Here is a 25058-nt window from a genome sequence, read left to right on the forward strand (position 1 = left end):
CATTCTTCATTCAAAATCAAACTTTATCTCCCACTGTTGTCTCAGCTGATCCATAATCCTCATAACATCCTTTGTATACGGCAATGTTACATGTGGAACATCGCTTTTAATCAATTCTTTCATGGCTCTTATTTCGTAACATAATGCGCTCTCTGTTTCTCCATTCTCTATGGTTTCCGTTTTTTCTTCTTCTACATAACAAACAGTTGCTTTCTGTGCACGCGAGAATCTCTCAATATCAATGAACCCATTTGTGCCCATAATTGTCGCACGTTCTGGTGACTCGACCATGAATGATAACGTGATAGTCGCTATTTGGCCTTGTTTGTTTTTAAGAATAATCCCCGCTTGCTGATCCACACCTGTTTCATGCTTGGTGACGGTGCTGATAATTTCGCTAGGCTGCTCTTTCATAAAGAGACGGACAAAGGATAAGGCGTAAACACCAATGTCGAGTAAAGCACCGCCTGCTAAGTCAGGGTTAAAGAATCGATTTGTCGGTACGTTTTCCTTAATGCTGTTAAAATTGACACTTAAAGATTGTACTTCGCCAATTTTACCGGCATCAATTAATTGATGCAGTTCTTTATAAATTGGCATATGGTAGATTGTCATTGCTTCTGCTAAGATTAGCTGTTTCTCTTCTGCTAAAGCTGCTAGCTCCTCAAGCTGCTCATAATTCACTGTAATCGCCTTCTCTGCGAATACATGCTTTCCATGCAGCAAGGCTTCTTTTATAGTCTCGTAATGGAAGGCATGCGGAGTTGCTATGTATACGACGTGAACATCGGGATCCTCGAGCACCCCTTGAAACCCTTCATAAACCTTAGGAATGTCAAATTGCTCTGCGAATACTTCTGCTTTTTTTTGGTTACGCGCCCCTACTGCGTGAATTGATTCTCCCTCTTTTATCAGCGCTTCTGCAAAATGATGTGCAATCGAACCCGGCCCTAAAATTGCCCAATTAATCATTTTTTCTCCCCATTTCCTCTTTGTCGTACTATACGTATACCCTAAAAAGCCATGGAATTAGCTTTATCCATGGCTTCTTTTTTAACTATATACTTTCTTTGGTATCTTAATTACTTGGTTGCCTGACACATACGGCGCAATATCATATTGCTGGAATACAAGGGCAATTCCATCGTCTGTATAAAAGAAGGCAGTTTTTTCGTTCAGCGAGATATCCTCTTTTTTTAGATCTGGATAGAAGATCTCTGGTCTTGCTTTTGCGTACGTATAAACATATTGCTTCACCTTTTCTTGCTGTCCTGGTGTTTGCAAAATATCCGTCAGATAGACGCGTTGTTTCTCCTTCAAGTCGTAGTTATACGATTCAACAACTGTAGAGCCGTGTGCGCCACCGGTAAATATATAGCTGCTCATTATTATGCTCAGCTTACCGTCTGTATTGTATTTAACTTCAAACTCCGTCTGGAAATCCGGTTTATACCCATATTTCCGTCCCGCTTCTTCATTTTGCTTCCGCATCGCTGCTGCTTTTTCTATATAATCCTTGAAATCTTTGTTTATCTTTCTCGTAAGCTTCATTGTTCCCGCCTGCTTAACCTGCGGGAATTTTAGTTCTTCTATATCATTGTAGTACTCTGTTTCTACAATGACATTCTTGGTCGGCGCTGCTTGGATAGGTTGAACCACTGTAAAAAGAGCAAGTAGCATTGCAAATAGTATTAGCGTTTTTTTCATCCGTTTCCCTCCACTGTTTTCTCTTTTACAGTGTGCGCAGGGAACGGATTAATTATGAGCAAGGAATTGAACAGCAAATTCCTTCGCACAAAAACTTGCTTTTCTGGTGAGAAAGAACGCGTCTAAATTCTTTCCTTAGCAAGAAAGGGACTGGTTATTCTTGGTCACTTGGCATCAATCCTTCTTTACTTATTTCCACTGTCCAACATGCGAAAGTACAGCTATCCCGTACTTCATGCTTCTCCAAGTTAAGAAGCAATTCCTCTGCAAGTTTCACGTCACTTTTATCCAAACTCTTCTCCCACAGCACTTGTCCATTTATAGATAAACCTCGACACTCCAACAAACCATCTGTTGTCAAAAAATTCTATTCATACCCCTCCGCAGCTGACGCGTTCCTGTCGTGTAAGAGGGAACTGGTAATGCCCACGAATTTCTCTCCCCAATCCATTCATAAAAATGCCGTGTATTTTGTTCAAATTCCCCAATTTGCGCTAATTGCTCATGGAATATATAGAGCTGGCAATCACCGACTGACAGCCACCACAAATAGGAACCCTTTCGAAAAACGAACAAGCAAGCAGTTTCTCCCTGGACCTGTTTGCAAGCTTCCAGAAAATTAGGATTTGATAATTGCTCTGTTACTAGATTAGGTATTTGATGAAAGGCATTCTCCGCATTGCTTGCTGCTCTCAAATCTTCCTCTGCAGCAAGAAAAGCAGAAGCAACCAATTCTGCACTTGCAGCAGAGTTATGTGCATCCATCAGCAGCATGAATTCCCAATCCCGCCCACTAAAAAGTAAAAATCCATCTTCGTTTTTTGTTTGTCCTGCTTGTGTCATGCCACCTAATCTGCCTAATACTACATGGCCTATTGCTTTTGTGTGTGATTGATTCAGCCATGCTTCCTGATTGCCTGTCCAACAGAATTTATCCATGGTGATACCTGCTCATGTATTGCTGTAGTTTACTTGAGACAAGCCGAATGTCTTCCTCATTGCCAAAGGGAGCGTCTGGCCAATCATAGACATCCATTGGTCCCCAGTGTTCTACCGGTGTTCCTGGATATCGCGGGACAATATGCATATGTACATGGGGTACTGCATTGCCAGACACAAGTGTATATACATGCTCAGCTTCCAAAACTTCCTGCAATGCTTGTGCTACTCGTTTCATCGTTACACCAAGAACCTCGGCTTCCTTCTCTGACAGATCTCCTATTTGCGGAACATGCCTTTTAAGATCCAGCATAATATGACCAATATAGGTTGGCTGGCCCTGCTTATCGATATGACTTACATAAATATAGTCATCTTCAAAAATACAATCACCATTAGCTTGAATACGCCCTGCATGCTTATCACAAATAAAGCAACCCATCTCTTTTCCTCCTTTTAAAAAAATGCCCATCATCTCCTAAAGAGACAATGGACATTGCGGTACCACTCTTTCTCAGAGAGCAAGCTCGCCCTCCTATGCTGATAACGGCAGCTTGCCGGTCGGACATTTCCTTCCGAACACTCCCAGCTGAGTTCAGATGATTCTCTGACTGCCTTGCACCATCCGGCAGCTGTTCACTGTGTTTATCTATTCCAAAAATTGTTTGCGGTTGAATGTATTTCGAAACAAGAGATCCCGCTGGTGATTGTTCACAAACATACGAACAATATCACTTACACCTTTAAGATGAATCAGCTGGTGACTTGTCATATACTTAATATCACCGCTATTTAAATGAATGGATAACTCTCCTTCACCTGTGCCTTCGGTATAGAGGACATAATCGATGTTCTCATAAAGCGTCATATCCAGGTAAGCAGGCTTCATTAACGGCTTATGCGTGAACAGAATTCGATTTTGTGTGACACCAACTATGCCGTTCTTTTCCTCTAGCTTACAAGGTGCGTAGAGAAAAATTCGTTCATCTTCATCTAAATACGTGGACAACACCTTCAGATCTCTTTTTTGTCCCATTCTCCGCGTTCTCCTCACTTAAATATACTCACTCACGACTTTATTCCATACCTTCTAAATATATATATCATTCTGGAAATTATGCAAGGAAAAGTAACAGCTGTTGCACTTCATAAGCAGTCAAATGTTTGCTAATCAACCTACATTTTACCAGCACCTTGTACAGAATGATACCACCTTGCACCGTATTTTCCAGTCCTTCCTAGACTTTCTTCTAGGAATTTAGGCTCTTTTCATTTCATTCCATATAGTGTTACGGTATGATGTTTATGTCTTTATTTGTTTATTATTAGAAGACAAGACCTGTAACAGAGAGGATGAAAGAAATATGAAACTGTTCCGTACACCGGTTGCAGTATTGTTATTCGCACTCACCCTTGTTTTATCAGCTTGCAGTAACGACGAAGAAGCTGCGGAGAAATCTACACCGACAGCAGAAGCTGCGGAGACAAACAGCGCCAAAACATTGCCCGCTGATTTGTCAAAGGCTGTGGCAGCGGATAATCCCTTCTTCCCTGACCGCCTGACAAGAGATGCAGTAGCGGAGAAGGAAATACTAGCTGAACAGAGCCTTGATCAGTCTCAAACTGCTGATAATTTGGAAGTAACCCTAGAGGGAATTCAATATACGAAGTTAACACCCGCTTCATCCTATGCGTCATCATTTACTGGCTTTCAGGACCCGAATAAAATTGTAGCTGCTACAGCAAAACTGAAAGTAAAGAATGATAGTGATCAGGCAATACCATTGAGTGAGCTCGGCGCTTTTCTGGAAACGTCAACCTATCGTATCTTGAACCATAATATACTGGAAGCAGATACAGGCGAAATTGATCCTGGTAAAACTTCTACCAAATATATTGTTTTTCTAATGGATCAGAAAGATTTCAAAAAAGAGGACACATTTTCCCTGCGGATCTCCAGTGTTTTAGATGACGAGGAAGAAGATCTGCTGGCAGCGGACTTAACGTTCGATTTGCCCGCAAATTAAGAAGAAGAGCACATGGCCAGGATGGCGCATGTGCTCTTCTTTTATTACGAGGCATGCAAATGAGACAGAAAGCTATAAAATCGACGAATGTCTGTAAGGTTTCGGTTGCATTTGGCACTATCTCTGCATACATAATTTCCGCGTTTCACGTACGTACCGTGACTGCGGCTGACTGGATCAGCCATGAAAAGACCAACACTTTCTAATTTATTGCATATCGTACAAATTCCCGGCTGTGAGGAAGGCGTAAACGTACCGCGAGCTGCTAATGTTCCTTCCTTATACGGCGCAACCAAGTACTTTGCCTGCTGACCGTTATCATTCCAGCCAAGATAAGAGGTTTTTTCTAAGTCTACTTCACTTAATTTCGGCAAGTACAGCTGCTTTACCTTTGGAAACAAATCTCGCAGCTGCTGCTCTGTATATGCAGGGAAAGGTTTAATAGACGGACGAAGCTGTGCCAAGTAAAGCTCTGCATCAATTTCATCGCTTACCGTTGAAATGCGCTCTAACATTTCTGCTTGTTCTTCTGATAACTCCTCGAAACGGTCTTTAATTTTCTCTTCCGCCAACGAGCGAAGTCCGTAGATCATATCTATATCTTTTACTGCAGCTGAGCTATTCACCAGCTGCTGCGCCTGCTCTTTTATATTATTATATTGGTCGTTTCGGATAAAGGCTTGCATGTGGACATCCCTCCGTTTTGATCGCTTCCTCCTATTTTAGCAGATAATGAGCAGGAAACAAAAAATGCAGGATAACGAGTTTGCATGATCAGCAGAAAATAAAAAAAAGCCCACCCAATATTGGATGAGCTAACACTTTATCTTGTTTGGCCATTGCCTGTCATGACATACTTATAAGTCGTTAATGCCGGCAGTCCCATTGGTCCGCGAGCATGCAGTTTTTGGGTTGAAATTCCGATTTCTGCTCCAAAACCTAATGCATGACCATCTGTGAACCGAGTGGAAGCATTATGGTAAAGAGCTGCCGCATCTACTGTTTTCATAAATACTTTAACTGCTTCGTCATCTTCTGAAATAATCGCTTCAGAATGTTTTGTTCCGTATTGATCAATATGCTTAATCGCTTCTTCGACTGAATCTACAACCTTCACCGCAACATCAAGGCTCAGATATTCATTGGACCAGTCTTCTTCTGTCGCTGGCTTGCAGTCAGGAAGCAGCTGAACCGCCGATTCATCACCATGTGTTTGAATGCCATTATCTTGTAACGCCTTCACGAATTCCGCTTTATGTGCCTGCAGCCAATCTCGGTGAACAATTAACGTTTCCAACGCGTTGCATACAGCAGGCCGATCTGTTTTCGCATTTAAGAATGTTGCCAGCGCCATTTCGACTTCTGCGCTTCTATCGATATACATATGACAGTTGCCTACACCTGTTTCCAGTACCGGTACGGTTGCTGAATCAACAACTGCTTGAATTAAAGATGCACCTCCGCGAGGGATAAGCACATCGATATGCTCTTTCATTGTAAACAGTTTTGCTGTTTCTTTTCGATTTGTTGATTGAATAAGCTGCACTGCCTCCGCTGGCACCTTCGTCTGTTCCAGTGCTCGCTTGATTACCTCAACAATAGCTTTATTTGTATGGATGGCAGAAGAACCACCTTTTAAAACGATACTATTACCGGATTTAAGTGCTAAACCCGTTGCATCAGCAGTTACGTTCGGACGTGCTTCATAAATCATGCCGATAACGCCCAATGGTACAGTAATGCGGCTGACTTGTAAGCCATTTTCCAGCGTCCACTCACTCGTAACCTTGCCAGTAGGGTCGTCAAGATCGACTACTTCCTTCAATCCGTTGGCAAAATCCTCGATACGATTTCTTGTGAGCTTTAAACGATCCAGAAATGCTGCATCAAAGCCTTTCGCTTCCCCCGCCTGCATATCTTTATCATTTGCGGCTAAAATCACTTCGTAGTCCTTTGCCAACTGATCGGCAACCGCCAGCAGTGCTTCATTTCTCTCATCTGTTGTTAAAAGTGCAAGCTGCTTGCCAGCTGCTTTGGCAGAAATCGCCTGTTCTTCAACTGTTAGTCCTTTTAATGTATGCTCCACGGTTTTCCTCCTTGTATATTATTGAATCGGTACAGTATGATCTAGTTCACAAACAAACGCTTCTTGATCGACAATCGTCTCTTCCATATTCTTCACCGGGCTCGCCAATGCCTGCCAAAGCTCGGATGCATCTTGGTTTACGATGCCAAGTCCAATTCTTTCTCCTGCCTCACTCTGAATTCGGACAACATCGCCTTTCTTGAAATTACCTTTAACTGTTTGGATATCACTCAAATTGATCAATATAGGTGATTGATTACTATGCTTCATGATAATTTCGCCAACTGGACCGGAATTGAAAGCAATCCACTGTTTTTTGCGGTTCAAATAGTCTATATCCTCACTCGCCTCAAAATACGTGCCTTCCGCATCTCCGCGCACAGAGCGATAGATAATGTCTTCTGCTGTTGCTTCACCAAGAAAGCCCTTGATACCAGAAGCCATCGCTATCTTGAAGGCATCCAGCTTGGATTTCATGCCGCCAGTTCCAATCGTACTGCCCGCATCGCCTGCTGCAGCTTCTATTTCCGGAGTGATCGCATCTACAAGCTCAATACGTGTCGCTTCCGGGTTCTTGGCTGGGTTATCCGTGTACAATCCATCGATATCAGAAAGAACTGCAAGGAAATCTGCTCCAACCAAACCTGCTACCTTAGCTGAAAGTGTGTCATTATCGCCAAAGCGAAGCCTATCAACTGTTACTGTGTCGTTTTCATTGATGATCGGGATAATGCCTCGATCTACTAATACATTGATTGTATTCCTAACATTATTATAGCGAGTTTCATCCAAGAAGTCGCCACGGGTAATCAAAATTTGTGACGCAACATAGCCATGCGACAGGAAAAGATCTGAATAAGCCTCCATCAGCAGTCCTTGGCCGATTGATGCAGCAGCTTGTTTTTCGGGGAGTGATTTTGGACGCTCCAAAAATCCTAGTTTGCGGTAGCCGGCTGCTACTGCACCCGAAGAGACAAGCAGTACTTCATACCCATTGTCCTTCAGCTTCACCAGCTGCTCTACTAGCTTTTCAAGCTTTTTGCGGCTGATTTCTCCGTGTAAACTTGTTAATGAACTGCTTCCTATCTTGACGACAATACGCTTTAATTCTGTTGCTGGTTTAGAAATGATAAGTTCCTCCAGTTTTCGATTTTTGACCGAGTGTTTGCAAAGGTACTAGCGTGTCAGCAATTGTTTCTTTAGATCTTCACTGATTTCATTTGATCGTTCTGCTGCAGCTAGAATGGCTTTTGTCATCGCTTCTCCTGCTCCAGCACCGTTTAATGTTTCCAGACCCGCTGCTGTTGTTCCGTTTGGAGACGTAACTTTCTTTCGTAAACTGGCTGGGTCTTCTTTCGTTTCCACTAACATTCTGGCTGCTCCCAGCATCGTCTGAATTCCAATTTGACGGGCTGTGTCCTGGTCAAATCCTGCCGCTACACCTGTTTCTGTGAAATGCTCCATCAGCTTATAAAAGTAAGCAGGTCCGCTGCCAGCCATCCCTGTGAATACATCCATTTGTTCTTCTTTAATCACAAACGCCTCACCAAAGGCCGTCACAAGTTCTGTCACCATGTTAAGCTGTTCAGCTGAAACATGATTTCCTGGTGCAATAGCTGTAGCTGATTCCCCAATGGTACTGGAGGTGTTAGGCATAATACGAACAACGGGTTGATTTTTGGGAAGATAATGCTCGATCTGTTCATTCTGGATGCCTGCCGCTACTGATATAAGCAGCTGTTCTTCCTGAACCTTGTCTTGCAAATCAATCAATGCAGCAGTTAGATCCTTCGGTTTCATTGCGAGTATGATGACATCCATACTGTGCCAATCCACATCACTTTGCGAAATTGCGGTAAGACCGTAACGCTCCTGCAGCTCACGAAGGCGTGCAGCGTTGCTTCGGTTCGTCACGAAAATCTGCTCATTCTGCAAGCTGTCTGATCCGCACATCCCCGCAATCATTCCCTCTGCCATTGATCCTGCTCCTACATACATAATCCGTTTGTTAGTTAAGATACCTAATCGCTCCTTTTAGAATATTTCGATCTCTGTTAACAGTTATCTATGCTATCACTATAGGATACGATGTCAAGGAATGTCACAGCGCAAAAGCCTGTCCCATCAGCGTTTCATCCTCAAAGACAACACGATGGAAGCGCTTTACAAGTTATATTGAAGAAGTTCAAGAAATGGTCATAATATCATGCTCTTTCCTACTTGTATTAGAGAGGAAATTGACCTACGCTTATGCTTGTACTACTACGCTTATTATTGGATTTTATATAGAAAAAGGAGTTGTCCAACGAATGGAGGCACAACAAAAGCCACCGGCACATAAGAAGAAACTGCGACGTCGTTCTCTTTATCAGTCTGTTTGGCGCTGGCATTTTTACGCTGGTCTGATTATCATGCCATTTCTTATCATTTTGGCTGTCACGGGCGGTATCTATCTCTTTAAACCACAAATTGAAGCTGCCCTTTATGCGGACTATTACGAAGTGACACCGCAGACGACTGCCGCAACTCCATCGGAACAGATTGATACGGTAGAAACAATCTATCCGGATGCAGCCGTAACGTCGTATCGACCAAGTGACAGTCCAGATCGTTCTGCTGAAATAGGCATACAGCAAGATGGTACTGCATTTACCGTTTTTGTCGACCCATATACAAACGTTGTACTCGGCAAATTGGAGGATTCCTATCGGCTGGTTAATGTTATAGAAAAGATTCACGGTGAACTCTTATTGGGAACTGTCGGGGATCGTATCGTAGAGTGGGCTGCTTGTTGGGCGCTCATATTGCTTATTACCGGCGTTTACTTAGGCTGGCCTAAATCAAAAGGAAAAATCCGCGGTGTACTTGTTCCGCGACTAAATAAAGGAAAGAAACTTCGTGCACGCGATTTGCACGTTGTACCAGCGTTTTGGATTTCCTTAGGTCTGCTTTTCTTAATACTAACCGGTCTTCCTTGGTCGGGATTATGGGGTAACAATTTTCAGGCACTAACAACAAATGCTGGCATTGGCTACCCGCCTTCCGTATGGGTCGGCGATGCACCAGCATCTGATGTGAAAACAAAAGAAATAGCCGATGTGCCATGGTCAGCTGAGAATTTGCCAGTCCCTGTATCTACTAACCAGCAATATGCACAGCTGTCTGTAGATGATGTCGTACAAATAGCCGATGAGGAAGGCGTGAAACCTGGCTATAATATCATGATTCCACAAACACAAGATGGCGTCTTCACACTGTCTGCATTCCCGCCGAATGCTCGCGATGAAGTGACGATGCATATTGATCAGTATACAGGCGCTGTTCTCGCAGACTATCGATATGATAATTACCACCTGCTAGGAAAGATTATTGCGTACGGTATTACCATTCACAAAGGAACTGAGTTTGGCATTTGGAACCAAATTATCGGCGTACTCGTTTGCTTGGGAATTGTCGGTATTGCAGTAAGTGGGTTTATTCTCTGGCTTTCTCGTAAGCCGGAAGGAAAGCTTGGTTCACCGAAGGCACCGTCTGATAAGGTGATGAAGGGTGTCATTGCCATCATGATTATTCTAGGCATTATTTTCCCGCTTGTGGGAATTTCCATTATTCTTGTCTGGCTGTTTGATCGATTCGTCATCCCGCGTGTACCTGCACTAAAACGATTTTTCAATGCTTAAGAAAGGGGGAAAGCAGATGCGAAGACTTGTCTTCACAGGGTTGCTACTGATGTTATTCCTGCTCGCTGCTTGCTCCGCTGATCCGGATGCAGCTGAACACTATGCCCAACGGAAAGAAGTGAACGTGAACATTGAAGTCCCTGACTCCATTGAAGCTGATTCCGTTCCTCGCATTGATGTATTGCTGACAAGTGATGGAAAGGCCCTCGACAAGGAAGCATCCGTTACCTTCCTTGTTTGGAAAGATGATAACAAAGCCGATGCAGACACAATTCCAGCGTCACGAAACGAAGAGGGCAGCTATCAACTGGAATATAAATTTGCATCGGAAGGCGTCTATTATGTAAAAGCTGACATTAACGTAGATAATATCCATCTGATGCCAACAAAACAGCTCCGAGTCGGTGAGTTGACAGAGGCAGAGAAACAAAAGATTCTGCAAGAACAAGAACAAAGAAAACAAAAGGACAGTGGCGGTCATCATCACCACTAATTGATAGAAAAAAGTCGTATTTTCGCGAAATACGGCTTTTTTCAATGGAAATTTCTGTTACGATAGAGTCATATCTTATTACATTATGAAATGGTGAAACGATGCAAAGACTGCAATCTTACTTTGAGAAATTCGATTATATATATTTTTCACTCATCGTACTGCTTGGGCTGACAAGCCTTGTCAGTTTATATCAAGTCCAAATTCTGCAGGGTGAATATTTTGTTGTACAGCAAATTGTCTGGTATGTCGTTGGTCTAGGAGGCTGCTTTGTTGTCTCATTCTTCCTTGATTTAGACATTATAAAGCGTCTGTCACTGTTTATTTACTTGTTTTTCCTGCTGTTGCTAATCGGCATTCTTGTTGCACCAGCTAGTATTTCTACAAAGATTAATGAAGCATACGGGTGGTACTCGATTGGCGGCTTTTCCTTCCAGCCGGCGGAGTCGATGAAGATTGGTTTGATCTTGTACCTTGCTCAGGTTATTAGTAAAGGGACCGAAGTACCACCTACTCTGAAAGAAGAGATGCTGCTTGTGGGAAAACTGACACTAATCACGTTAATTCCTGTTGGTGTTGTGATGCAGTTCCCGGATTTCGGAAATGCCATGGTTTATCTTGCTATCTACGGTGTGATGCTAATTGTTTCCCGTGTGCGTATGAAAACAATTCTTTTAATATTTTCGATACCTATCACGGTTGTGCTAGCATTGGCGATTACCTATTTCGCAGCGCCCGATTTTTTCTTTGACCGAATTCTTGGTATGCTGCCGAGTTACCAGGCAAGTCGATTCTATGGCTGGCTGCAGCCGGAGAAATATGCTATTTCGGGCTATCAGCTTAACCAATCGATTATGGCAATTGGGGCTGGGAACATGGGCGGCTATGAACAATTGCCGCATGTGCCATACGCTTACTCTGATTTGATTTTCGCTGTTATTGGCGGTGTGTTTGGCTTCCTAGGCACGAGCATTGTCTTGCTGCTATACTTCACACTTATTTACAAAATCATCATGATCTCACAGCGTTATCACGACTCCTTCGGTTCCCTCATCGGAGCTGGAATTGCTGGCTTTTTAACGTTTCAGATATTCCAGAATGTCGGCATGAGTATTGGATTGATGCCTGTTACCGGACTTGGATTGCCGCTAATCAGCTATGGAGGCAGTGCGCTTGTCATTACACTTGCTTCCCTTGGACTGATCCTTAATATGCGCGTGAATACGATGACGTTTATGTTCGGAAGCAAATAACGTTTACTTCTGCAAACAGTTGCGTTATATTATTCGTAATCACTACTATTAAGGAGAACGTATGCAGCATAAACAGTATTTAGCCTTAGCTTTGCCGCTGACCCTCTCAACAATCACAACCCCGCTTCTCGGAGTTGTTGATACTGCCGTTGTCGGTCAGCTTTCCGATTCTTCCTATATTGGCGGAGTTGCGATTGGCACCATTATATTTAATACCATGTACTGGCTCTTTGGTTTCCTGCGGGTCAGCACCTCTGGCTTTGCAGCGCAAGCTTCCACTAGTCTTAACACAGAAGAACATGTTATGGCACTATTGCGGCCTTTTGTGGTCGCTTTTGCGGTCGGTTTGCTGTTTGTTTTGATTCAGCAGCCCATTCTGCACTATTCCCTTTCCTTCTTGGGAGCGAGTGATGCAGTCAATGCCAGCGCTTCCGCTTACTTTTCCATTCGAATCTGGGGAGCACCTTTTGCACTTGCAAACTATGTTATCCTCGGCTGGCTGATTGGTATGAGTTATATTAAAGCAACACTTATCCTTCAGATCAGTACGAATGTGCTGAATATTTTTCTGTGTATCTTAGCAGTTCATGTGTGGGATTGGGGTGTAGCCGGAGTAGGCGCATCCACCCTCATTGCGGAGATTTTCTCTTGTGTATTCGGTCTCGTGCTGTTGCGGAAATATGCCGGGAGCATCTGGCAGCATCCATTGGTGCAGCTGCTCAAGCGCGCACTGGATCCTAAACCGATGTGGCAGATGATGAAAGTGAATCGTGATTTATTTATCCGAACCATTTGTCTGCTTGTTGTGTTTAATCTGTTTACTGCAAATGGTGCTGCGTTTGGAGAAGATGTTTTAGCAGCTAATGCGATTCTTATTCAGATTCATTATATGATGGCATACTTCTTTGACGGCTTCGCCAATGCCTCCAGCATTGCAGCTGGCCGAGCACTTGGCGAACGCAATGAAAAACTCTTCTCGCAGTCACTGCGGCTGTCTTTACAGTGGGGAATAGGTTTAGGTATTACACTTGCGCTTGTTTTCCTAGCAGGAAAGCAGTGGATTTACCCGCTCTTTTCGAACCAGCAGCATATTATTGATTTAACCAGCACATATGCAAACTGGCTTGTTCTGTTTCCGCTTGTTGCTAGTCTTGGCCTTGTTTATTACGGTGTATTCACCGGCATGACAGAAGTAAGGTTCGTGCGTAATTCCATGATATTAGCAGTGCTGCTTTATCTGGCTGCACTATTCCTGTTTCAGCCGCTGGGCAACCATGGACTTTGGCTCGCTTTCCTGCTGTTCAGCCTTGGACGCTCTGTTTTTCTTATCCTTTATGTACCAAAGCTGCGCCGCCTGTTTAAACAAACGGCAGCAGCATAAACTCAAGCTTGGTGACCGCCAATTTTTGTACTGCGCTCAATTGTCATTCCGGCAGCTTTATAACTGCTGGCGCGCAGTATGGCAGTCGTTCCAAAGCGAGCGCGGATTTGATCCATTGCTTTGCTCAAATCTTTTTGCTTGCTTTTGTCCTCAAACAAGCTGAGCTGCGTTGCTTCCTCATTATATAAATTGGTCAGGGAGACAGACACACGTCTGACTTCGTGGCCTTTTTGGTAATTCTCATAAAATAACTCCAAGCACAACTTATACATATCCGTCGTCAAATTGGATGGACTGGTAAAAGAACGAGAGCGGCTGAATCCTCCGCCGTACTGACTTGCATATCCGACAGACAGGTGTACGGTATTGCCTTCCTTCTTATCTCTTCTTGCTCTCCTGCAAGCCTCTTCGCACAGCTCCAAAATGATTGTCGGGATTTCTTCCCCCTGATAATTGCGAAGCAAGGTAATGCCATGTCCATAGCTCTTCTGCTCTTGTTTAACAAAATCACCAAGCACTTCACTTTCATCAATTCCCCATGCATGCCAATACAACTGCTCTCCCATAACACCATACCGTTTTTTTAACTGTTCCAAAGAAGCATTTGCCAAATGGCCAAGTGTGACAATGCCCATTCTGTTTAAATTTCGCTGCATTCGGCGCCCTATTCCCCAAATATCTTGTATCGGAACAGGCCATAATAAGCGTGGAACATCTTGATAACGACAAACAGCTATGCCAGAAGCCTGCTTTTTTGCGTGAATATCCATGACAACTTTAGCGAGAAACTTATTATCCCCAATACCGATTGCTGCCGTAACGCCAAATTGCTCCAATATATCAGCTTGCAGCTTAGCTGCTGTTTCTTCTGCTGATCCGTGCAGCTGTTCCGTCCCATCAAGTGTTACCCAAAACTCATCGACCGAGTAGACGTGGATGGCCTCCATCGGTACATACTCGTGAACCAGCTCCGTAATCGCTACGGAAACTTCTAAATAGTCCTTCATATGCGCTTCTGCAATCACGATGTCCGGATCTTCCGGCAGTTCAAAATAACGACTTACATTACTAACACCATGCTTTTTCTTCAATGCAGGACTTGCTGCTAGTACAATACTGCCAGGCCGCTTCGTATCTCCGACTACCGCAAGCAATGTCGTCATCGGGTCCAAGCCGCGCTTCACACATTCTACACTGGCATAAAAACTCCGCATATCCACACATAGCAGCTCATGCTGCTGAAATCCGCTGTAATCCATTCTCTCCACCTCCAAAAAGGGAACAAATGTTCTTGTTAATAGCTTACTCGATTTCTGGCGGTTATAGTAGCTGTAATTTTTGGATAGAGAGGAAAATGAGGAAAGAGTCTGCTTCCAACAGCTGAAAATCATACTATATTTTGGTATTATAGTTATGTAATAGGTGTTTTTTGAATAATTAAGAGGTGGGTATTGGATGAAAAAATGGCTAACTTTATTCTATATAGCGGCATTTTTAGCAAGTGCTGAGCTTATCTATCAGTTCGTTCAAGAAGTCAGCATTAACTGGTTTTATTTCGTCATATTAATTAGTCAGATAGGTGCTATATATGCAGCAAAGAAAGAACAGAAAGAGCAAGTCGCCGAATAACGTAGGCATATGTAAATAGAGATTGGAACAAAATAAGATTACTCCATCTTAAAAGCGAACAATTAATACATCTTAATGCAGTCCTTTGACGGCTGCTGCCTTTCCAACTTTTGCTGTTACCATTGAGCAAGCCTAGCTTTTGATGCAAGACACCGACAAGAAAATCGCTTCATATTTTCGAGGAGTCTGTGTTCTAGCTCTACACTAGTGAAGATTTCCCATACACAAATCAGCGTAGGAAATACACGGAGACTCCCGCAGTGCGTTCTTTGCACAAGGTGGCTCCCCAGCCGCCCGCAGGAAAGCGGATTGTATTTCCGAAGCGGTGCTCTATCTAAGTATCTAGTGCGAAAAATCCAAACAACGCTGCAATTAACAGCAGTATTGTTTGGATTTTCATGCAACTATTTTTTATTCCTTTTATGCTTCTATCTTTTTAAAGAACTGCGGCAAATGCTCTTTATGTGCTTCCAGCATCTCATCCACAATTTTCTTCGCTGTCTCATCAGAAGGAACTAGCGGGTTGATTGTCATTGCCAGCAGCGCCGTATTGTAGTCACCTGTTACGGCAGCTTCTGCTCCAACACGCTCAAATGACTTTATTTGCTGAACGAGTCCGCGTACAGCAACAGGCAAGTCACCAATTCCGATAGGTTTTGGACCATCTTTTGTAATGACACTGTTGATTTCAATGGCTGAATCATTCGGAATGCTTTGAATCGCACCGTTATTCACTGTGTTCACTGTTTGGATATCGCGTTTGTCATTGTAAATCGAGTTGATTAAGCTGCAGGCTGCATCACTGTAGTATGCACCGCCGCGCTTGGACAGCTGTTCTGGTTTATGCGCCAAATTTGGATCTTTATAAAGCTCGAACAAGTCACGCTCTACGCCTTGCACAACCTCAGCACGAGTTCCTTCGCTATCCGCTGATTCCAGCTCCGCTTCCAGCATGCTGGATGTTTTATAATAATAACGGTGGTATGGACAAGGAATCGCCTTCAATCCTTTGATAAAACCCGGCTCCCAATCCATCGCTTTGATATTTTGCATCGTCATTTTATTCTCTTCGCTCGTCATTTTATCAAGCACTGTCTCTGTCACATTCTCGCCGTCCAAGTATACATTCAAACCAAATACCATGTGATTCAGCCCAGCAAAGTCAATATGCACACGATCACCATCTGCCCCGAGCAGCTCTGCTACTTGCATTTTCATCATAATCGGCACATTACATAAGCCAACGACTTTATTGATATTGGAATAGCGAAGCACTGCTTCTGTTACCATACCAGCTGGATTGGTGAAGTTAACGAGCCAAGCGTTCGGACACAACTCCTCCATATCCTTGCAGATATCAAGAATAACTGGAATAGTTCGCAAACCTTTGAACAAGCCGCCCGGTCCATTTGTTTCCTGACCGATAACATTATATTTTAATGGAATACGCTCATCTTTTGCACGGGCATCCAATAGACCGACACGGAATTGCGTCGTTACAAAGTCGGCATCCTTCAAAGCTTCGCGGCGATCCAATGTCAAATGTACATCAATTGGAAGTCCTGCTTCTTTGACCATACGCTTTGCCATGTTTCCTACAATCTCTAGCTTTTCTTTTCCTGCTTCCACATCGACAAGCCAAAGCTCCGTAATCGGCAGCTCCTCATAACGCTTAATGAATCCTTCTACGATTTCAGGTGTATAGCTGGAACCTCCGCCAATTGTAACGATCTTCAATTTCCCCATGATTTCGGCCTCCTATTTGGTTATGTTTTATCTCTGCAAACAAAGCTTATATGCTGGAATGCATCCCAGGTCAAGTACAAATTCGTAAGGAATTTGTAAAGGAGCAGCTGAAAGCATACAAGAAGGTCATTTTCCGCTACAATAAAGGAAAGAAAGCGATTTCCAAAGAGGTGATGCACATGAGTAATATCAAGCAGATTGCCAAGCTGGCTGGTGTTTCCCGCAGCACTGTTTCCCGTGTCCTCAATCACCACCCGCACGTCCACGAAGAGACAAGAAACAAAGTACAGAAAATTATTGATGAATTGGATTATATACAAAACAGCAATGCTGTTCAGCTGAAAAAAGGCAAAACAAATACAATAGGCATTGTATCTCCTTCTATCAGCCACTACTTTATGCAAATTGTCCAAGGCATAGCGGAGGCAGGCGCTTCCTGTCATTATCAAACATTACTTTATCAAACGAACGGAAAGCCTGAACAGGAACTGCAAGCGTTGGAGATGCTGCGCCAGAAACGCCTCGATGGTCTAATTATTTTGCGCTGCGAAACTAGTTGGGAAAAAGTCAGCACCTATACAAAATACGGACCGATTATGACATGCGAGCCTTTGCAGCACTCGAAAATATCATCTATCTATATGAATCATTATGAGGGCTTCCAGCTCGGTCTGGAGCATTTGATAGAGAAAGGTTATACTCGCATCGCTTGCACAATCGGCCGAACAGACAGCAGAAATAGCCTGGAGCGAAAGAAAGCATTTGAGGATGTGTTGAGAAAACATAACCTTCCCATTCATAAGGAGTGGATTTTAAATGAGACATTCACTGTTGATGACGGACGTAAAGCCCTTCAAGAACTGCTAGCCAGGAAAAGAATGCCTGATGCAGTTATCCATGCCAGCGATTATGTCGCTGCCGGCATGGCAGCAGAAGCACAAAAGAATGGTATTCGTATTCCAGATGAGCTGGGTCTGGTCGGGTTTGAATCTGATCAAAGTGATATCGCTGGCCTCATGGAGCTGACACATGTACGTAATCCGCTTAAGGAAATGGGAGCTGAAGCATTCCGCCGCTTGTATGCCCTGTTAACAGCGTCTGCTTATACTGCTAGACCACTTTCCTTCTCGATTACCGAGCGACAATCAACTGCCAAAGCTGTGACGCAAGGGACATAAAATTATAGAAAATAGTAAATAGATTCGTTTCCTATGCTAGGATAGTCACATAGGAGGAATACATAATATGGTAATAAGGAAACTCACTAATCTTACAGTTTGTACAATCCATCTAGGTATACTAGTGTTTTGGCTGGCAGCATGGGAGAAGCTTTTCACCACATTTGGCCTTATCATCTGGGGCGCTGCCGCGTTATTAGGTGCCGGTCTATTCTTATTATGGAAACGCAGAGAAAGAATAGACAATAGTGATCGGTTAGTAGCGCTATCTACCTCTATACTTATTCTGCTGGCATTGCTATCTGCGCTCATTGAAATCAGTGTTTCGTCCATGCCGTGAAGGACGGAGGCACGTAGAATGAAAAGGAATAGCCTAAGCAGCTACTCCTTTTCACTAAAGTCATTTAAAATACGCCGGTGACTGCCGATCATCTTTTCCGGTAATGCGTCCAGCGGGAAAAATGCCAGCTGGATTGATTCCGTTTCGTCATGCACGAGCTCTCCAATATAAGAATTCGCACGATAAACAATCGTTACATTGTAGAATTCATCACCATTTGCAGCTACGGCAAAGTTATCTTTCCCAGAATACACATCGACCAGCTCTAGACCTTCAACAGTCAGTCCTGTCTCTTCTAACACTTCTCTAGCGGCTGTTTGTTCTGCTGATTCACCAAGCTCCATCAATCCTCCTGGCAAACCCCATGTTTCATGAGGGTGAACCCGCTGCTGCAATAGAACACGTTTTTCACGATCAAAAAGCAAACATAATGCCCCGACTAATATGACCGGCTGATGCCCAATATATTTACGGAGATTTTCTACATAATTCACAAGCATTACTCCTCTCTTCTTCATTTTACCAAATGTATACCCAGCTAATAGAATTCTTTGTTCCCGATGTGATACAGTTAAGATAAAGAGAACAAGGAGTGATTATATGGATAAAATCATGTTCATTCAAACCGGATTCGGCGTTGATGTTCATGGTCAAGACGTGACCAAGGCTGCCGTCCGCGCAGTTGTGAATGCCATTCACACAAACTCAATGCCAGGTATTAAGAGTGTGCTTCCCGAAAATGACTTACATAATATGAAGGTGAATATACGACTCGCAGTTCCTGCCGATAAGGACAAGCTAGATATCGAACAAGTAAAAGCTCGTATTCCATACGGTACCGTTACAGTGGAAGTTATTGATGGTGGAATGCTGACTTCAAGCGCTATTTTCTTAGAGGAGAAACAGGATAAAAACGACATGATGTATATCGTTAATGCTTCCGTCGAAACAGGCTGCTAACATGGTTGCTCACAAACTTTATAACATGGTCATGGTGCACACAGAAGATCACGTACTTTTATTAGACCGGCAGCATGATGATTTCAGCGGTTTTATTCCGCCTGGCGGGAAAGTCGACTTTCCGGAGAGTCTTATGTCCAGTGCCATACGTGAAGTAAAAGAAGAGACCGGGCTGGATGTGCAGGACTTGGAATACAAAGGTATACAGCATTATGTCGATGAGAAACAACATGTTCGTTATCTGATTTTTTACTATATCACAAGCTCCTTTTCCGGTCATTTACTGACAGAATCACGAGAAGGGAAGCCCTCTTGGTTCAAAAAATCAGATGCAATGGAGCTGCCTATGCAAGATGTTGTTCGTACAGCCTTTCCACTATTCTTTCAAGAAGGCACCTTCGAATTGTATCTTCAAGCAGGATCTGAAGAAACCGCTGACAAGGAAGCAGTTTTGTACACCTAAAAAGAGGGAGCCAGTCAGCTTCCTCTTTCCTTTACTATATACATTAATGTGATGCAAAAGCTGCCGAAGATGGCGCTTCCTACCGGATAATAAAATAGTGACGTAGAAATAACAGTGAATTGTTCTGCTACATGCAGTGTGAATAACTGCAGAAACGCAATAATCAGCATTGTAATACCTACTTTAATCCACATATTTAGCTCCCCCTTAAAATCTATTATATATCAGTTCCAGTTATTGTAACTTCTTAATAGGTAATATGATAAATAGAACATTACCAACTAGGTATTTTTACTTATTTTTTAGGTGTGAAGCATGATTTTCAGCAGTTTCCCACTTTCCCAACTTCCTGCATGCTTCTACACATTTATATGAAATCTGTAATTATTTCTACTATCATCTTTCCCAACTTTCCTTCTTATTCTGTCGGATTGTGTGAGAATAACTCACGAAAACCGCATGAAATCAGGCTCCTTACTGCTGCTCCCCCTTCTAAAGAACCATTGTGAATCTAGCAAACTTGAAGCTATACTATCTTTTAAGGAAAACTTTACCTACATACACCTTTTGTTTTCCGACTATTTAAACTATTAGCACAAGGGAGAGTGACATGCTTGAAGAAGAATAAATGGATGGCTTCTGCGATGGCAGCAGTTATTGGATTTAGCACTTTTACATTATCATTGACGCCCGCACAAGAAACAGAAGCTGCAACCGCAGAGAACGTACCTGCTGTAACCTATTCGCCGAAAACCACACAAGGTGGTCCTTTTGACAGTGCAATTGCCAATACAGATAAACTTATTGAATTACTGAAAGAAGAAGGAAAAATCAGTAGAGATGCTACCGAAACAGAAGCACAGGAAGCAGTGAATGCCTACTTGAAAGAGCGGGAAGAAAAAAGTGAAGAAGCTGCGAAGGAACCACTGCCAGAGGAATTAGAAGAAGCTAAGATTGATGAAACGGTCGTAAGCGACACGGATAAAGAGAATGGGAACGCAGATAATGCTGCGAGCCAGTCTAAGCGAGAAGATTCATGGAAGAAAGGGAAAGACAAAAAGAAAAACAAGAAAGTTGATAACGTAAAAGAAGAAGCATATGACGGAGAAGTCCGCAAAGATAAAGTACTTGTCTTGGCAATTGACTTCCCTGATTACCAGAACAGTTCCATTACACCTGAAGAAACAGATATGTGGTATGAAGATTATACACATGATCACTACCAAGACATGGTCTTTGGTGAAAAGGGCTACACTGGTCCCGATGGCCAAAATTTCACTTCCATGAAACAGTATTATGAAAATCAGTCTGGCGGAAGCTATACCGTTGATGGCGAGATAGCCGGCTGGTATACAGCAGATCATCCTGCTGCATATTACGGTGGAAATGACCCTGCTCCAGATGGAAGTGATGCGGCAGCTCGTGAATTGGTTTATGAAGCTCTAAGAAAAGCGGGCGAAGATCCAAATGTAAATCTTAGCGATTATGATCAGTGGGATCGCGATGACTATGATGGTGACGGTGTCTATCATGAGCCAGATGGCATCATTGACCATCTGATGGTTATTCACGCAGGTGTTGGTGAGGAAGCTGGCGGCGGAAACCTTGGCGCTGACGCGATTTGGTCTCACCGTTGGAATCTTGGCGGACTTGTAGCTGTTCCGGGCGGAAGCTCTACAAGTGACCGTTTTGACGGACAGCTGGCGGCATATGATTACACAATGATGCCAGAAGATGGCGCAATGGGCGTGTTTGCACACGAATATGGCCATGACCTAGGTTTACCGGATGAGTATGACACAAATTATACAGGTCAAGGTGAAGCTGTTGCATATTGGTCTATTATGGCAAGCGGAAGCTGGGCTGGTGATGTTCCGGGAACAGAGCCGTCTGGATTCAGTGCTTATGCTAAGGAATACTTGCAAAACGCGCACGGCGGCAACTGGCTTAGCGGTACAACTATTGATGCCAAAGATCTAGATGATGACGGAATTGAGCTGCTGTTGGATGAAGCAGTGACAAAAGGAACCAATAATGATGTCATCCGTGTGAATCTGCCAGATAAGGAAAAAGAGATTACAAAGCCTGCTAGCGGTACTTATGCGTACTTTAGCGGGAAAGGAAATGACGTTGATAACAATATGACAACAGCGGTTGATTTGACTAATGCCTCTTCAGCCGAGCTTACATTCAAGACGTGGTATGACATTGAACAAGACTGGGATTATGCTTCTGTTCAAGTAAACGGTAAGACCATCCCTGGCTCCATTACAACAACAGATAATCCGAATGAACAAAACCCAGGTGATGGGATCACTGGTACTTCTGATGGCTGGGTAGATGCAACCTTCGACCTGAGTGCGTACGCTGGTCAGGAAGTTGAACTTTCACTAAACTACTGGACAGATGTAGCAGCAAGCAACCCCGGGTTCTATGTCGATGACATTCAAGTGACAGCAGATGGGAGCTCTGTCCTCACAGATGATGCAGAGTCTGACAGCAGCTTTGCGCTAAATGGATTCGCAAAGGATAAGGGAGTTTCTTTATCCGAACATTATTACTTGCTTGAATGGCGTACGCACAACGGTGTTGACCTTGGACTTGACCATATTCGCCGTGGAGATAGCTTGATGAGCTACAATGAAGGTCTGCTAGTCTGGTATGTAGATAATTCCTATGACAATAACTACACAGGCACACATCCAGGTGAAGGATTCCTAGGTGTAGTCGATGCGGACCAAAAAGCACTTTACTGGAGCGATAAATCTGTGGCTTCCACACGATATCAAATCCATGATGCAGCATTTAGCAAAGACAAGTCAGAAAAAATGTTCCTTGATTATCGCGCTACAACTGGTTTGACACTTAAAGATAACCATACAAAGCGCTATGATGAATTTGAGGATGATGACAACTACTTGAATAAAGCACTCCCTGATGCTGGACGTAACGTACCAGAATACGGATTGGAGTTTGAAGTAAAAGCGGACAGCAGAGACGGTTCAGTTGGTAAAATTGAAATCTCACATGAAGATTAAATGATAAAGCAGGAACCTGTTAAAGGTTCCTGCTTTTTTTCGGTAGCAGCACGGTGAAAATGGTGCCTTTATCTTCTTCGCTCGCGACTTCAATTGTACCTTGATGGGCCTTTATAATAGAATGACTGATCGACAAACCTAGTCCTGCACCGCCTTGCTGACGTGTACGCGAACTGTCACTGCGATAAAATCGATCAAATATATGCGCTATATGCGCTGCAGGTATACCGGAGCCATTATCACGGATACGCATTTCCGCTGCAGCATGATTTGTTTGCAATTGTATTTCAACGACGCCTTGCTCGGGATTGGTGTGCTGGACAGCATTATAAAACAAGTTCAGCATCACTTGTTTCAGCTTATCTCTGTCAGCCTCCACCATAATCTGCTCCTGCATCAAAAGACGCAGTTCCCGATTCCCAGCCAGCATTTCAAAATGCGGCTGCAATTCTTCTAATACTTGATTCAAGTTCAATTGCTGTAACTGCAGCCCTTCTGATTGTTCAAGCTTGGTAAGTAACAGCAAATCCTCAACTAACTTCTTAATCCGCTGTGATTCCTTTAGCATACTCTCCAATGCAGGATATAACTGGTCAGAGTTACTCGCGGCTCCGCGCAGCAGTACTTCAAGAAATCCATGGATGGATGTGAGCGGTGTGCGCAATTCATGAGAAGCATCTGCGATAAAACGCTGCATCTGCTCCTTCGCTTCCCTTTCCGATTGAAACGAACGGTCAATTCGCTCAATCATTTGGTTAAACGCGAGTGTAAGCCGCTTAATCTCAACTTGTTCTGTTTCTTCATCCAGCCGTTCCGACAAGTTTTCCGCACTTGTTCGCTCAACCTTGCGAATAATCCGGTGCAGCGGATCCAATGCTTTTTTAATTACTTGTGTATACAGTAAGCCGCCTGCTCCTAATGCCAATACAGCTAATAGGATGAAGACTTGCAGCTGTCCATTGATGATATCTTCTAAAGGCGCTGTTTTTGTCCCTGCTTGCAAGTAGCTTGTTATATTACCAAAGCGGCCTTCCGCCATGATAACAACAAGCTGTTCATTCCCTTCTTCATCTTCTGTAACGATATATTGTGCGTCCTTATCGTCTCTGTTATTCACCGCCGTCTGAATATCCTCTTGCTCGAGGCGGGGGCTAGAAAGACTCGATTCCGCTGACAGATCTGTGTAGTTTCCAGCTGTATCTATCTTCGCCAAAGAATGATCAAACAGAAAGGGCTGGCGCATATCTGATACATCATCATTTAATAATACCGGCGGAAGTGAATGCAGCTGCGCTTGCATCGCATCCGCTTCATTTTGATAGAGAAAATCTTTCATTAAAATATACTGCAGGATACCGACTACGATTAGAATGATGGCTAGAATCAGACAAGATAAAGCCACGATCTGTTTATTAAGCGTTTTTGGTCTTACTTGCTGTAATCTTTTCTTCATCTCACATCCAGGCGATAGCCCGCACCACGGATCGTTCGAATCAGCTGCCGATCTTTGTCATGCAGCTTCTCTCGCAAAGACCGTATATACACTTCTACAATGTTTTCTTCTCCATTGAAACTGTAGCCCCATACTTTATCAAGAATGAGTGCCTTGCTCAGCACAATACCTTGATTCATTACTAAATACTTGAGCAGTTCATACTCTGTTGGTGACAGCTTTAGCACCTCTTCTTCCAAATAAGCTTCTTTCCGACGGTCATCAATTCGCAAAGGACCTGCTTGCAATGAATCACCTATTTCCGGGAATTGATTACGCAAGCGCGCTTGCATTCTGGCGAGCAATTCTTCAAAGCTAAAAGGTTTGACTAAGTAATCATCAGCTCCGTCGTTCAGCCCTTTAATCCGATCATCTACTTGATCCCTGGCAGTCAGCATAATAATAGATAGCTTTCTGCCTTTCTTTTTCAGCATGCGACATACCTCAAAACCATCCATCCCCGGCATCATCACATCCAAAATAACCAGATGCGGTTCGAATTGTTCTGCTTTGGAAATTCCTTGCATTCCATCAGCAGCACTTTCTACTATATATCCTTCATTTTGTAATCCCAGCATTAGGAACTGTGTAATTGTTTGTTCATCATCAACGATTAAAACTTTGATTTTTTCCATCCTGTTATCCA

At 43.4% G+C, this 25058-nt stretch carries 27 protein-coding genes; 11 read left to right on the top strand and 16 right to left on the bottom strand.

Annotated elements, in window-relative coordinates; all coding sequences use genetic code 11:
- Positions 1-6: 6 nt before the first annotated feature.
- The 6 genes from KS242_RS17030 to KS242_RS17055 all read right to left on the bottom strand — a co-directional run bounded on the left by KS242_RS17030 (position 7) and on the right by KS242_RS17055 (position 3682).
- Complete coding sequence (locus tag KS242_RS17030) at positions 7-972, bottom strand: Gfo/Idh/MocA family protein (protein WP_217322426.1); 966 nt, start codon at positions 970-972, stop codon at positions 7-9.
- An 81-nt stretch (positions 973-1053) separates the two neighbouring features.
- A complete protein-coding gene (locus KS242_RS17035; protein WP_217322427.1) occupies positions 1054-1707 on the bottom strand; it encodes a DUF3298 and DUF4163 domain-containing protein in 654 nt (217 codons plus the stop codon).
- Between the two features lie 154 nt (positions 1708-1861).
- On the bottom strand, positions 1862-1999 hold the full coding sequence (locus tag KS242_RS17040) for a hypothetical protein (protein WP_217322428.1): 138 nt from the start codon (positions 1997-1999) through the stop codon (positions 1862-1864).
- Positions 2000-2064: 65 nt separating this feature from the next.
- Complete coding sequence (locus tag KS242_RS17045; RefSeq protein ID WP_217322429.1) at positions 2065-2646, bottom strand: PP2C family serine/threonine-protein phosphatase; 582 nt, start codon at positions 2644-2646, stop codon at positions 2065-2067.
- Positions 2639-3088, bottom strand: coding sequence for an HIT family protein (locus KS242_RS17050; RefSeq protein ID WP_217322430.1), 450 nt, complete (start codon positions 3086-3088; stop codon positions 2639-2641). The genes KS242_RS17045 and KS242_RS17050 overlap by 8 nt, the downstream gene beginning before the upstream one ends.
- A gap of 207 nt (positions 3089-3295) precedes the next feature.
- Complete coding sequence (locus tag KS242_RS17055; protein WP_217322431.1) at positions 3296-3682, bottom strand: PH domain-containing protein; 387 nt, start codon at positions 3680-3682, stop codon at positions 3296-3298.
- 328 nt (positions 3683-4010) lie between these two features.
- Between KS242_RS17055 and KS242_RS17060 the strand changes: the two genes are divergently transcribed.
- Positions 4011-4673 (top strand): DUF4352 domain-containing protein, encoded by a 663-nt coding sequence (locus KS242_RS17060; RefSeq protein WP_217322432.1) that lies wholly within the window; start codon positions 4011-4013, stop codon positions 4671-4673.
- A 44-nt stretch (positions 4674-4717) separates the two neighbouring features.
- Here KS242_RS17060 and KS242_RS17065 read toward each other — a convergent pair whose 3' ends face one another.
- The 4 genes from KS242_RS17065 to proC form a co-directional block, all read right to left on the bottom strand.
- Entirely contained in the window at positions 4718-5359 is a 642-nt protein-coding gene (locus KS242_RS17065) for a FusB/FusC family EF-G-binding protein (protein WP_217322433.1), read from the bottom strand.
- A 137-nt stretch (positions 5360-5496) separates the two neighbouring features.
- Complete coding sequence (locus KS242_RS17070) at positions 5497-6759, bottom strand: glutamate-5-semialdehyde dehydrogenase (protein WP_217322434.1); 1263 nt, start codon at positions 6757-6759, stop codon at positions 5497-5499.
- Between the two features lie 18 nt (positions 6760-6777).
- Positions 6778-7887, bottom strand: a complete 1110-nt coding sequence (gene proB / locus KS242_RS17075) for a glutamate 5-kinase (RefSeq protein ID WP_217324218.1) — start codon at positions 7885-7887, stop codon at positions 6778-6780.
- Positions 7888-7935: 48 nt separating this feature from the next.
- On the bottom strand, positions 7936-8778 hold the full coding sequence (proC, locus tag KS242_RS17080; protein ID WP_305852609.1) for a pyrroline-5-carboxylate reductase: 843 nt from the start codon (positions 8776-8778) through the stop codon (positions 7936-7938).
- Between the two features lie 290 nt (positions 8779-9068).
- On the opposite strand from proC, the gene KS242_RS17085 reads away from it, so the two are divergent.
- The 4 genes from KS242_RS17085 (at position 9069) to KS242_RS17100 (ending at position 13566) form a co-directional block, all read left to right on the top strand.
- On the top strand, positions 9069-10439 hold the full coding sequence (locus tag KS242_RS17085; protein ID WP_217322436.1) for a PepSY-associated TM helix domain-containing protein: 1371 nt from the start codon (positions 9069-9071) through the stop codon (positions 10437-10439).
- Between the two features lie 16 nt (positions 10440-10455).
- Complete coding sequence (locus KS242_RS17090) at positions 10456-10932, top strand: FixH family protein (protein WP_217322437.1); 477 nt, start codon at positions 10456-10458, stop codon at positions 10930-10932.
- 101 nt (positions 10933-11033) lie between these two features.
- The gene (locus KS242_RS17095) at positions 11034-12185 is read left to right on the top strand and encodes an FtsW/RodA/SpoVE family cell cycle protein (RefSeq protein WP_217322438.1); all 1152 of its coding nucleotides are present in this window, start codon (positions 11034-11036) and stop codon (positions 12183-12185) included.
- 61 nt (positions 12186-12246) lie between these two features.
- Positions 12247-13566 carry an MATE family efflux transporter gene (locus KS242_RS17100; protein WP_217322439.1) on the top strand — a complete coding sequence of 440 codons (1320 nt, stop codon included), beginning with the start codon at positions 12247-12249 and terminating at the stop codon, positions 13564-13566.
- A gap of 2 nt (positions 13567-13568) precedes the next feature.
- Here KS242_RS17100 and KS242_RS17105 read toward each other — a convergent pair whose 3' ends face one another.
- The gene (locus KS242_RS17105; RefSeq protein ID WP_217322440.1) at positions 13569-14825 is read right to left on the bottom strand and encodes a Y-family DNA polymerase; all 1257 of its coding nucleotides are present in this window, start codon (positions 14823-14825) and stop codon (positions 13569-13571) included.
- Between the two features lie 196 nt (positions 14826-15021).
- Between KS242_RS17105 and KS242_RS17110 the strand changes: the two genes are divergently transcribed.
- Complete coding sequence (locus KS242_RS17110) at positions 15022-15195, top strand: hypothetical protein (protein WP_217322441.1); 174 nt, start codon at positions 15022-15024, stop codon at positions 15193-15195.
- Between the two features lie 420 nt (positions 15196-15615).
- Here KS242_RS17110 and KS242_RS17115 read toward each other — a convergent pair whose 3' ends face one another.
- Positions 15616-16941 (bottom strand): 6-phospho-beta-glucosidase, encoded by a 1326-nt coding sequence (locus tag KS242_RS17115; protein ID WP_217322442.1) that lies wholly within the window; start codon positions 16939-16941, stop codon positions 15616-15618.
- A 179-nt stretch (positions 16942-17120) separates the two neighbouring features.
- Here KS242_RS17115 and KS242_RS17120 point away from each other — a divergent pair, with 179 nt between their 5' ends.
- Positions 17121-18119, top strand: coding sequence for a LacI family DNA-binding transcriptional regulator (locus KS242_RS17120; RefSeq protein WP_217322443.1), 999 nt, complete (start codon positions 17121-17123; stop codon positions 18117-18119).
- Positions 18120-18186: 67 nt separating this feature from the next.
- On the top strand, positions 18187-18459 hold the full coding sequence (locus KS242_RS17125; protein WP_217322444.1) for an LPXTG cell wall anchor domain-containing protein: 273 nt from the start codon (positions 18187-18189) through the stop codon (positions 18457-18459).
- 41 nt (positions 18460-18500) lie between these two features.
- Here KS242_RS17125 and KS242_RS17130 read toward each other — a convergent pair whose 3' ends face one another.
- Complete coding sequence (locus KS242_RS17130; protein WP_371747571.1) at positions 18501-18959, bottom strand: NUDIX hydrolase; 459 nt, start codon at positions 18957-18959, stop codon at positions 18501-18503.
- A gap of 100 nt (positions 18960-19059) precedes the next feature.
- Here KS242_RS17130 and KS242_RS17135 point away from each other — a divergent pair, with 100 nt between their 5' ends.
- Positions 19060-19419 (top strand): Lin0512 family protein, encoded by a 360-nt coding sequence (locus KS242_RS17135; RefSeq protein WP_217322446.1) that lies wholly within the window; start codon positions 19060-19062, stop codon positions 19417-19419.
- Between the two features lies 1 nt (position 19420).
- Entirely contained in the window at positions 19421-19882 is a 462-nt protein-coding gene (locus tag KS242_RS17140) for an 8-oxo-dGTP diphosphatase (RefSeq protein ID WP_217322447.1), read from the top strand.
- 14 nt (positions 19883-19896) lie between these two features.
- Here the strand turns inward: KS242_RS17140 and KS242_RS17145 are convergent, their stop codons facing one another.
- Positions 19897-20076, bottom strand: coding sequence for a hypothetical protein (locus KS242_RS17145; protein ID WP_217322448.1), 180 nt, complete (start codon positions 20074-20076; stop codon positions 19897-19899).
- A 438-nt stretch (positions 20077-20514) separates the two neighbouring features.
- Between KS242_RS17145 and KS242_RS17150 the strand changes: the two genes are divergently transcribed.
- A complete protein-coding gene (locus KS242_RS17150) occupies positions 20515-22920 on the top strand; it encodes an immune inhibitor A domain-containing protein (RefSeq protein ID WP_371747645.1) in 2406 nt (801 codons plus the stop codon).
- Between the two features lie 19 nt (positions 22921-22939).
- Here the strand turns inward: KS242_RS17150 and KS242_RS17155 are convergent, their stop codons facing one another.
- Together KS242_RS17155 and KS242_RS17160 are read right to left on the bottom strand one after the other, a co-directional pair.
- Entirely contained in the window at positions 22940-24373 is a 1434-nt protein-coding gene (locus KS242_RS17155; protein ID WP_217322450.1) for a sensor histidine kinase, read from the bottom strand.
- Positions 24370-25047, bottom strand: a complete 678-nt coding sequence (locus KS242_RS17160) for a response regulator transcription factor (protein ID WP_254391756.1) — start codon at positions 25045-25047, stop codon at positions 24370-24372. Before KS242_RS17160 ends, KS242_RS17155 begins: the two co-directional genes overlap by 4 nt.
- Between the last annotated feature and the right edge of the window lie 11 nt (positions 25048-25058).

It is taken from the genome of Terribacillus sp. DMT04 (genome assembly GCF_019056395.1).
In the GTDB taxonomy this organism is placed as follows: domain Bacteria; phylum Bacillota; class Bacilli; order Bacillales; family Amphibacillaceae; genus Terribacillus; species Terribacillus aidingensis_A.

Bases quoted from the DNA above. Each gene is read 5' to 3' on its own strand.
- KS242_RS17030 (WP_217322426.1), bottom strand. From the start codon at position 972: ATGATTAATTGGGCAATTTTAGGGCCGGGTTCGATTGCACATCATTTT.
- KS242_RS17035 (WP_217322427.1), bottom strand. From the start codon at position 1,707: ATGAAAAAAACGCTAATACTATTTGCAATGCTACTTGCTCTTTTTACA.
- KS242_RS17045 (WP_217322429.1), bottom strand. From the start codon at position 2,646: ATGGATAAATTCTGTTGGACAGGCAATCAGGAAGCATGGCTGAATCAA.
- KS242_RS17050 (WP_217322430.1), bottom strand. From the start codon at position 3,088: ATGGGTTGCTTTATTTGTGATAAGCATGCAGGGCGTATTCAAGCTAAT.
- KS242_RS17055 (WP_217322431.1), bottom strand. From the start codon at position 3,682: ATGGGACAAAAAAGAGATCTGAAGGTGTTGTCCACGTATTTAGATGAA.
- KS242_RS17060 (WP_217322432.1), top strand. From the start codon at position 4,011: ATGAAACTGTTCCGTACACCGGTTGCAGTATTGTTATTCGCACTCACC.
- KS242_RS17065 (WP_217322433.1), bottom strand. From the start codon at position 5,359: ATGCAAGCCTTTATCCGAAACGACCAATATAATAATATAAAAGAGCAG.
- KS242_RS17085 (WP_217322436.1), top strand. From the start codon at position 9,069: ATGGAGGCACAACAAAAGCCACCGGCACATAAGAAGAAACTGCGACGT.
- KS242_RS17090 (WP_217322437.1), top strand. From the start codon at position 10,456: ATGCGAAGACTTGTCTTCACAGGGTTGCTACTGATGTTATTCCTGCTC.
- KS242_RS17095 (WP_217322438.1), top strand. From the start codon at position 11,034: ATGCAAAGACTGCAATCTTACTTTGAGAAATTCGATTATATATATTTT.
- KS242_RS17100 (WP_217322439.1), top strand. From the start codon at position 12,247: ATGCAGCATAAACAGTATTTAGCCTTAGCTTTGCCGCTGACCCTCTCA.
- KS242_RS17105 (WP_217322440.1), bottom strand. From the start codon at position 14,825: ATGGATTACAGCGGATTTCAGCAGCATGAGCTGCTATGTGTGGATATG.
- KS242_RS17110 (WP_217322441.1), top strand. From the start codon at position 15,022: ATGAAAAAATGGCTAACTTTATTCTATATAGCGGCATTTTTAGCAAGT.
- KS242_RS17115 (WP_217322442.1), bottom strand. From the start codon at position 16,941: ATGGGGAAATTGAAGATCGTTACAATTGGCGGAGGTTCCAGCTATACA.
- KS242_RS17120 (WP_217322443.1), top strand. From the start codon at position 17,121: ATGAGTAATATCAAGCAGATTGCCAAGCTGGCTGGTGTTTCCCGCAGC.
- KS242_RS17125 (WP_217322444.1), top strand. From the start codon at position 18,187: ATGGTAATAAGGAAACTCACTAATCTTACAGTTTGTACAATCCATCTA.
- KS242_RS17130 (WP_371747571.1), bottom strand. From the start codon at position 18,959: ATGCTTGTGAATTATGTAGAAAATCTCCGTAAATATATTGGGCATCAG.
- KS242_RS17135 (WP_217322446.1), top strand. From the start codon at position 19,060: ATGGATAAAATCATGTTCATTCAAACCGGATTCGGCGTTGATGTTCAT.
- KS242_RS17140 (WP_217322447.1), top strand. From the start codon at position 19,421: ATGGTTGCTCACAAACTTTATAACATGGTCATGGTGCACACAGAAGAT.
- KS242_RS17145 (WP_217322448.1), bottom strand. From the start codon at position 20,076: ATGTGGATTAAAGTAGGTATTACAATGCTGATTATTGCGTTTCTGCAG.
- KS242_RS17150 (WP_371747645.1), top strand. From the start codon at position 20,515: ATGGCTTCTGCGATGGCAGCAGTTATTGGATTTAGCACTTTTACATTA.
- KS242_RS17155 (WP_217322450.1), bottom strand. From the start codon at position 24,373: ATGAAGAAAAGATTACAGCAAGTAAGACCAAAAACGCTTAATAAACAG.
- KS242_RS17160 (WP_254391756.1), bottom strand. From the start codon at position 25,047: ATGGAAAAAATCAAAGTTTTAATCGTTGATGATGAACAAACAATTACA.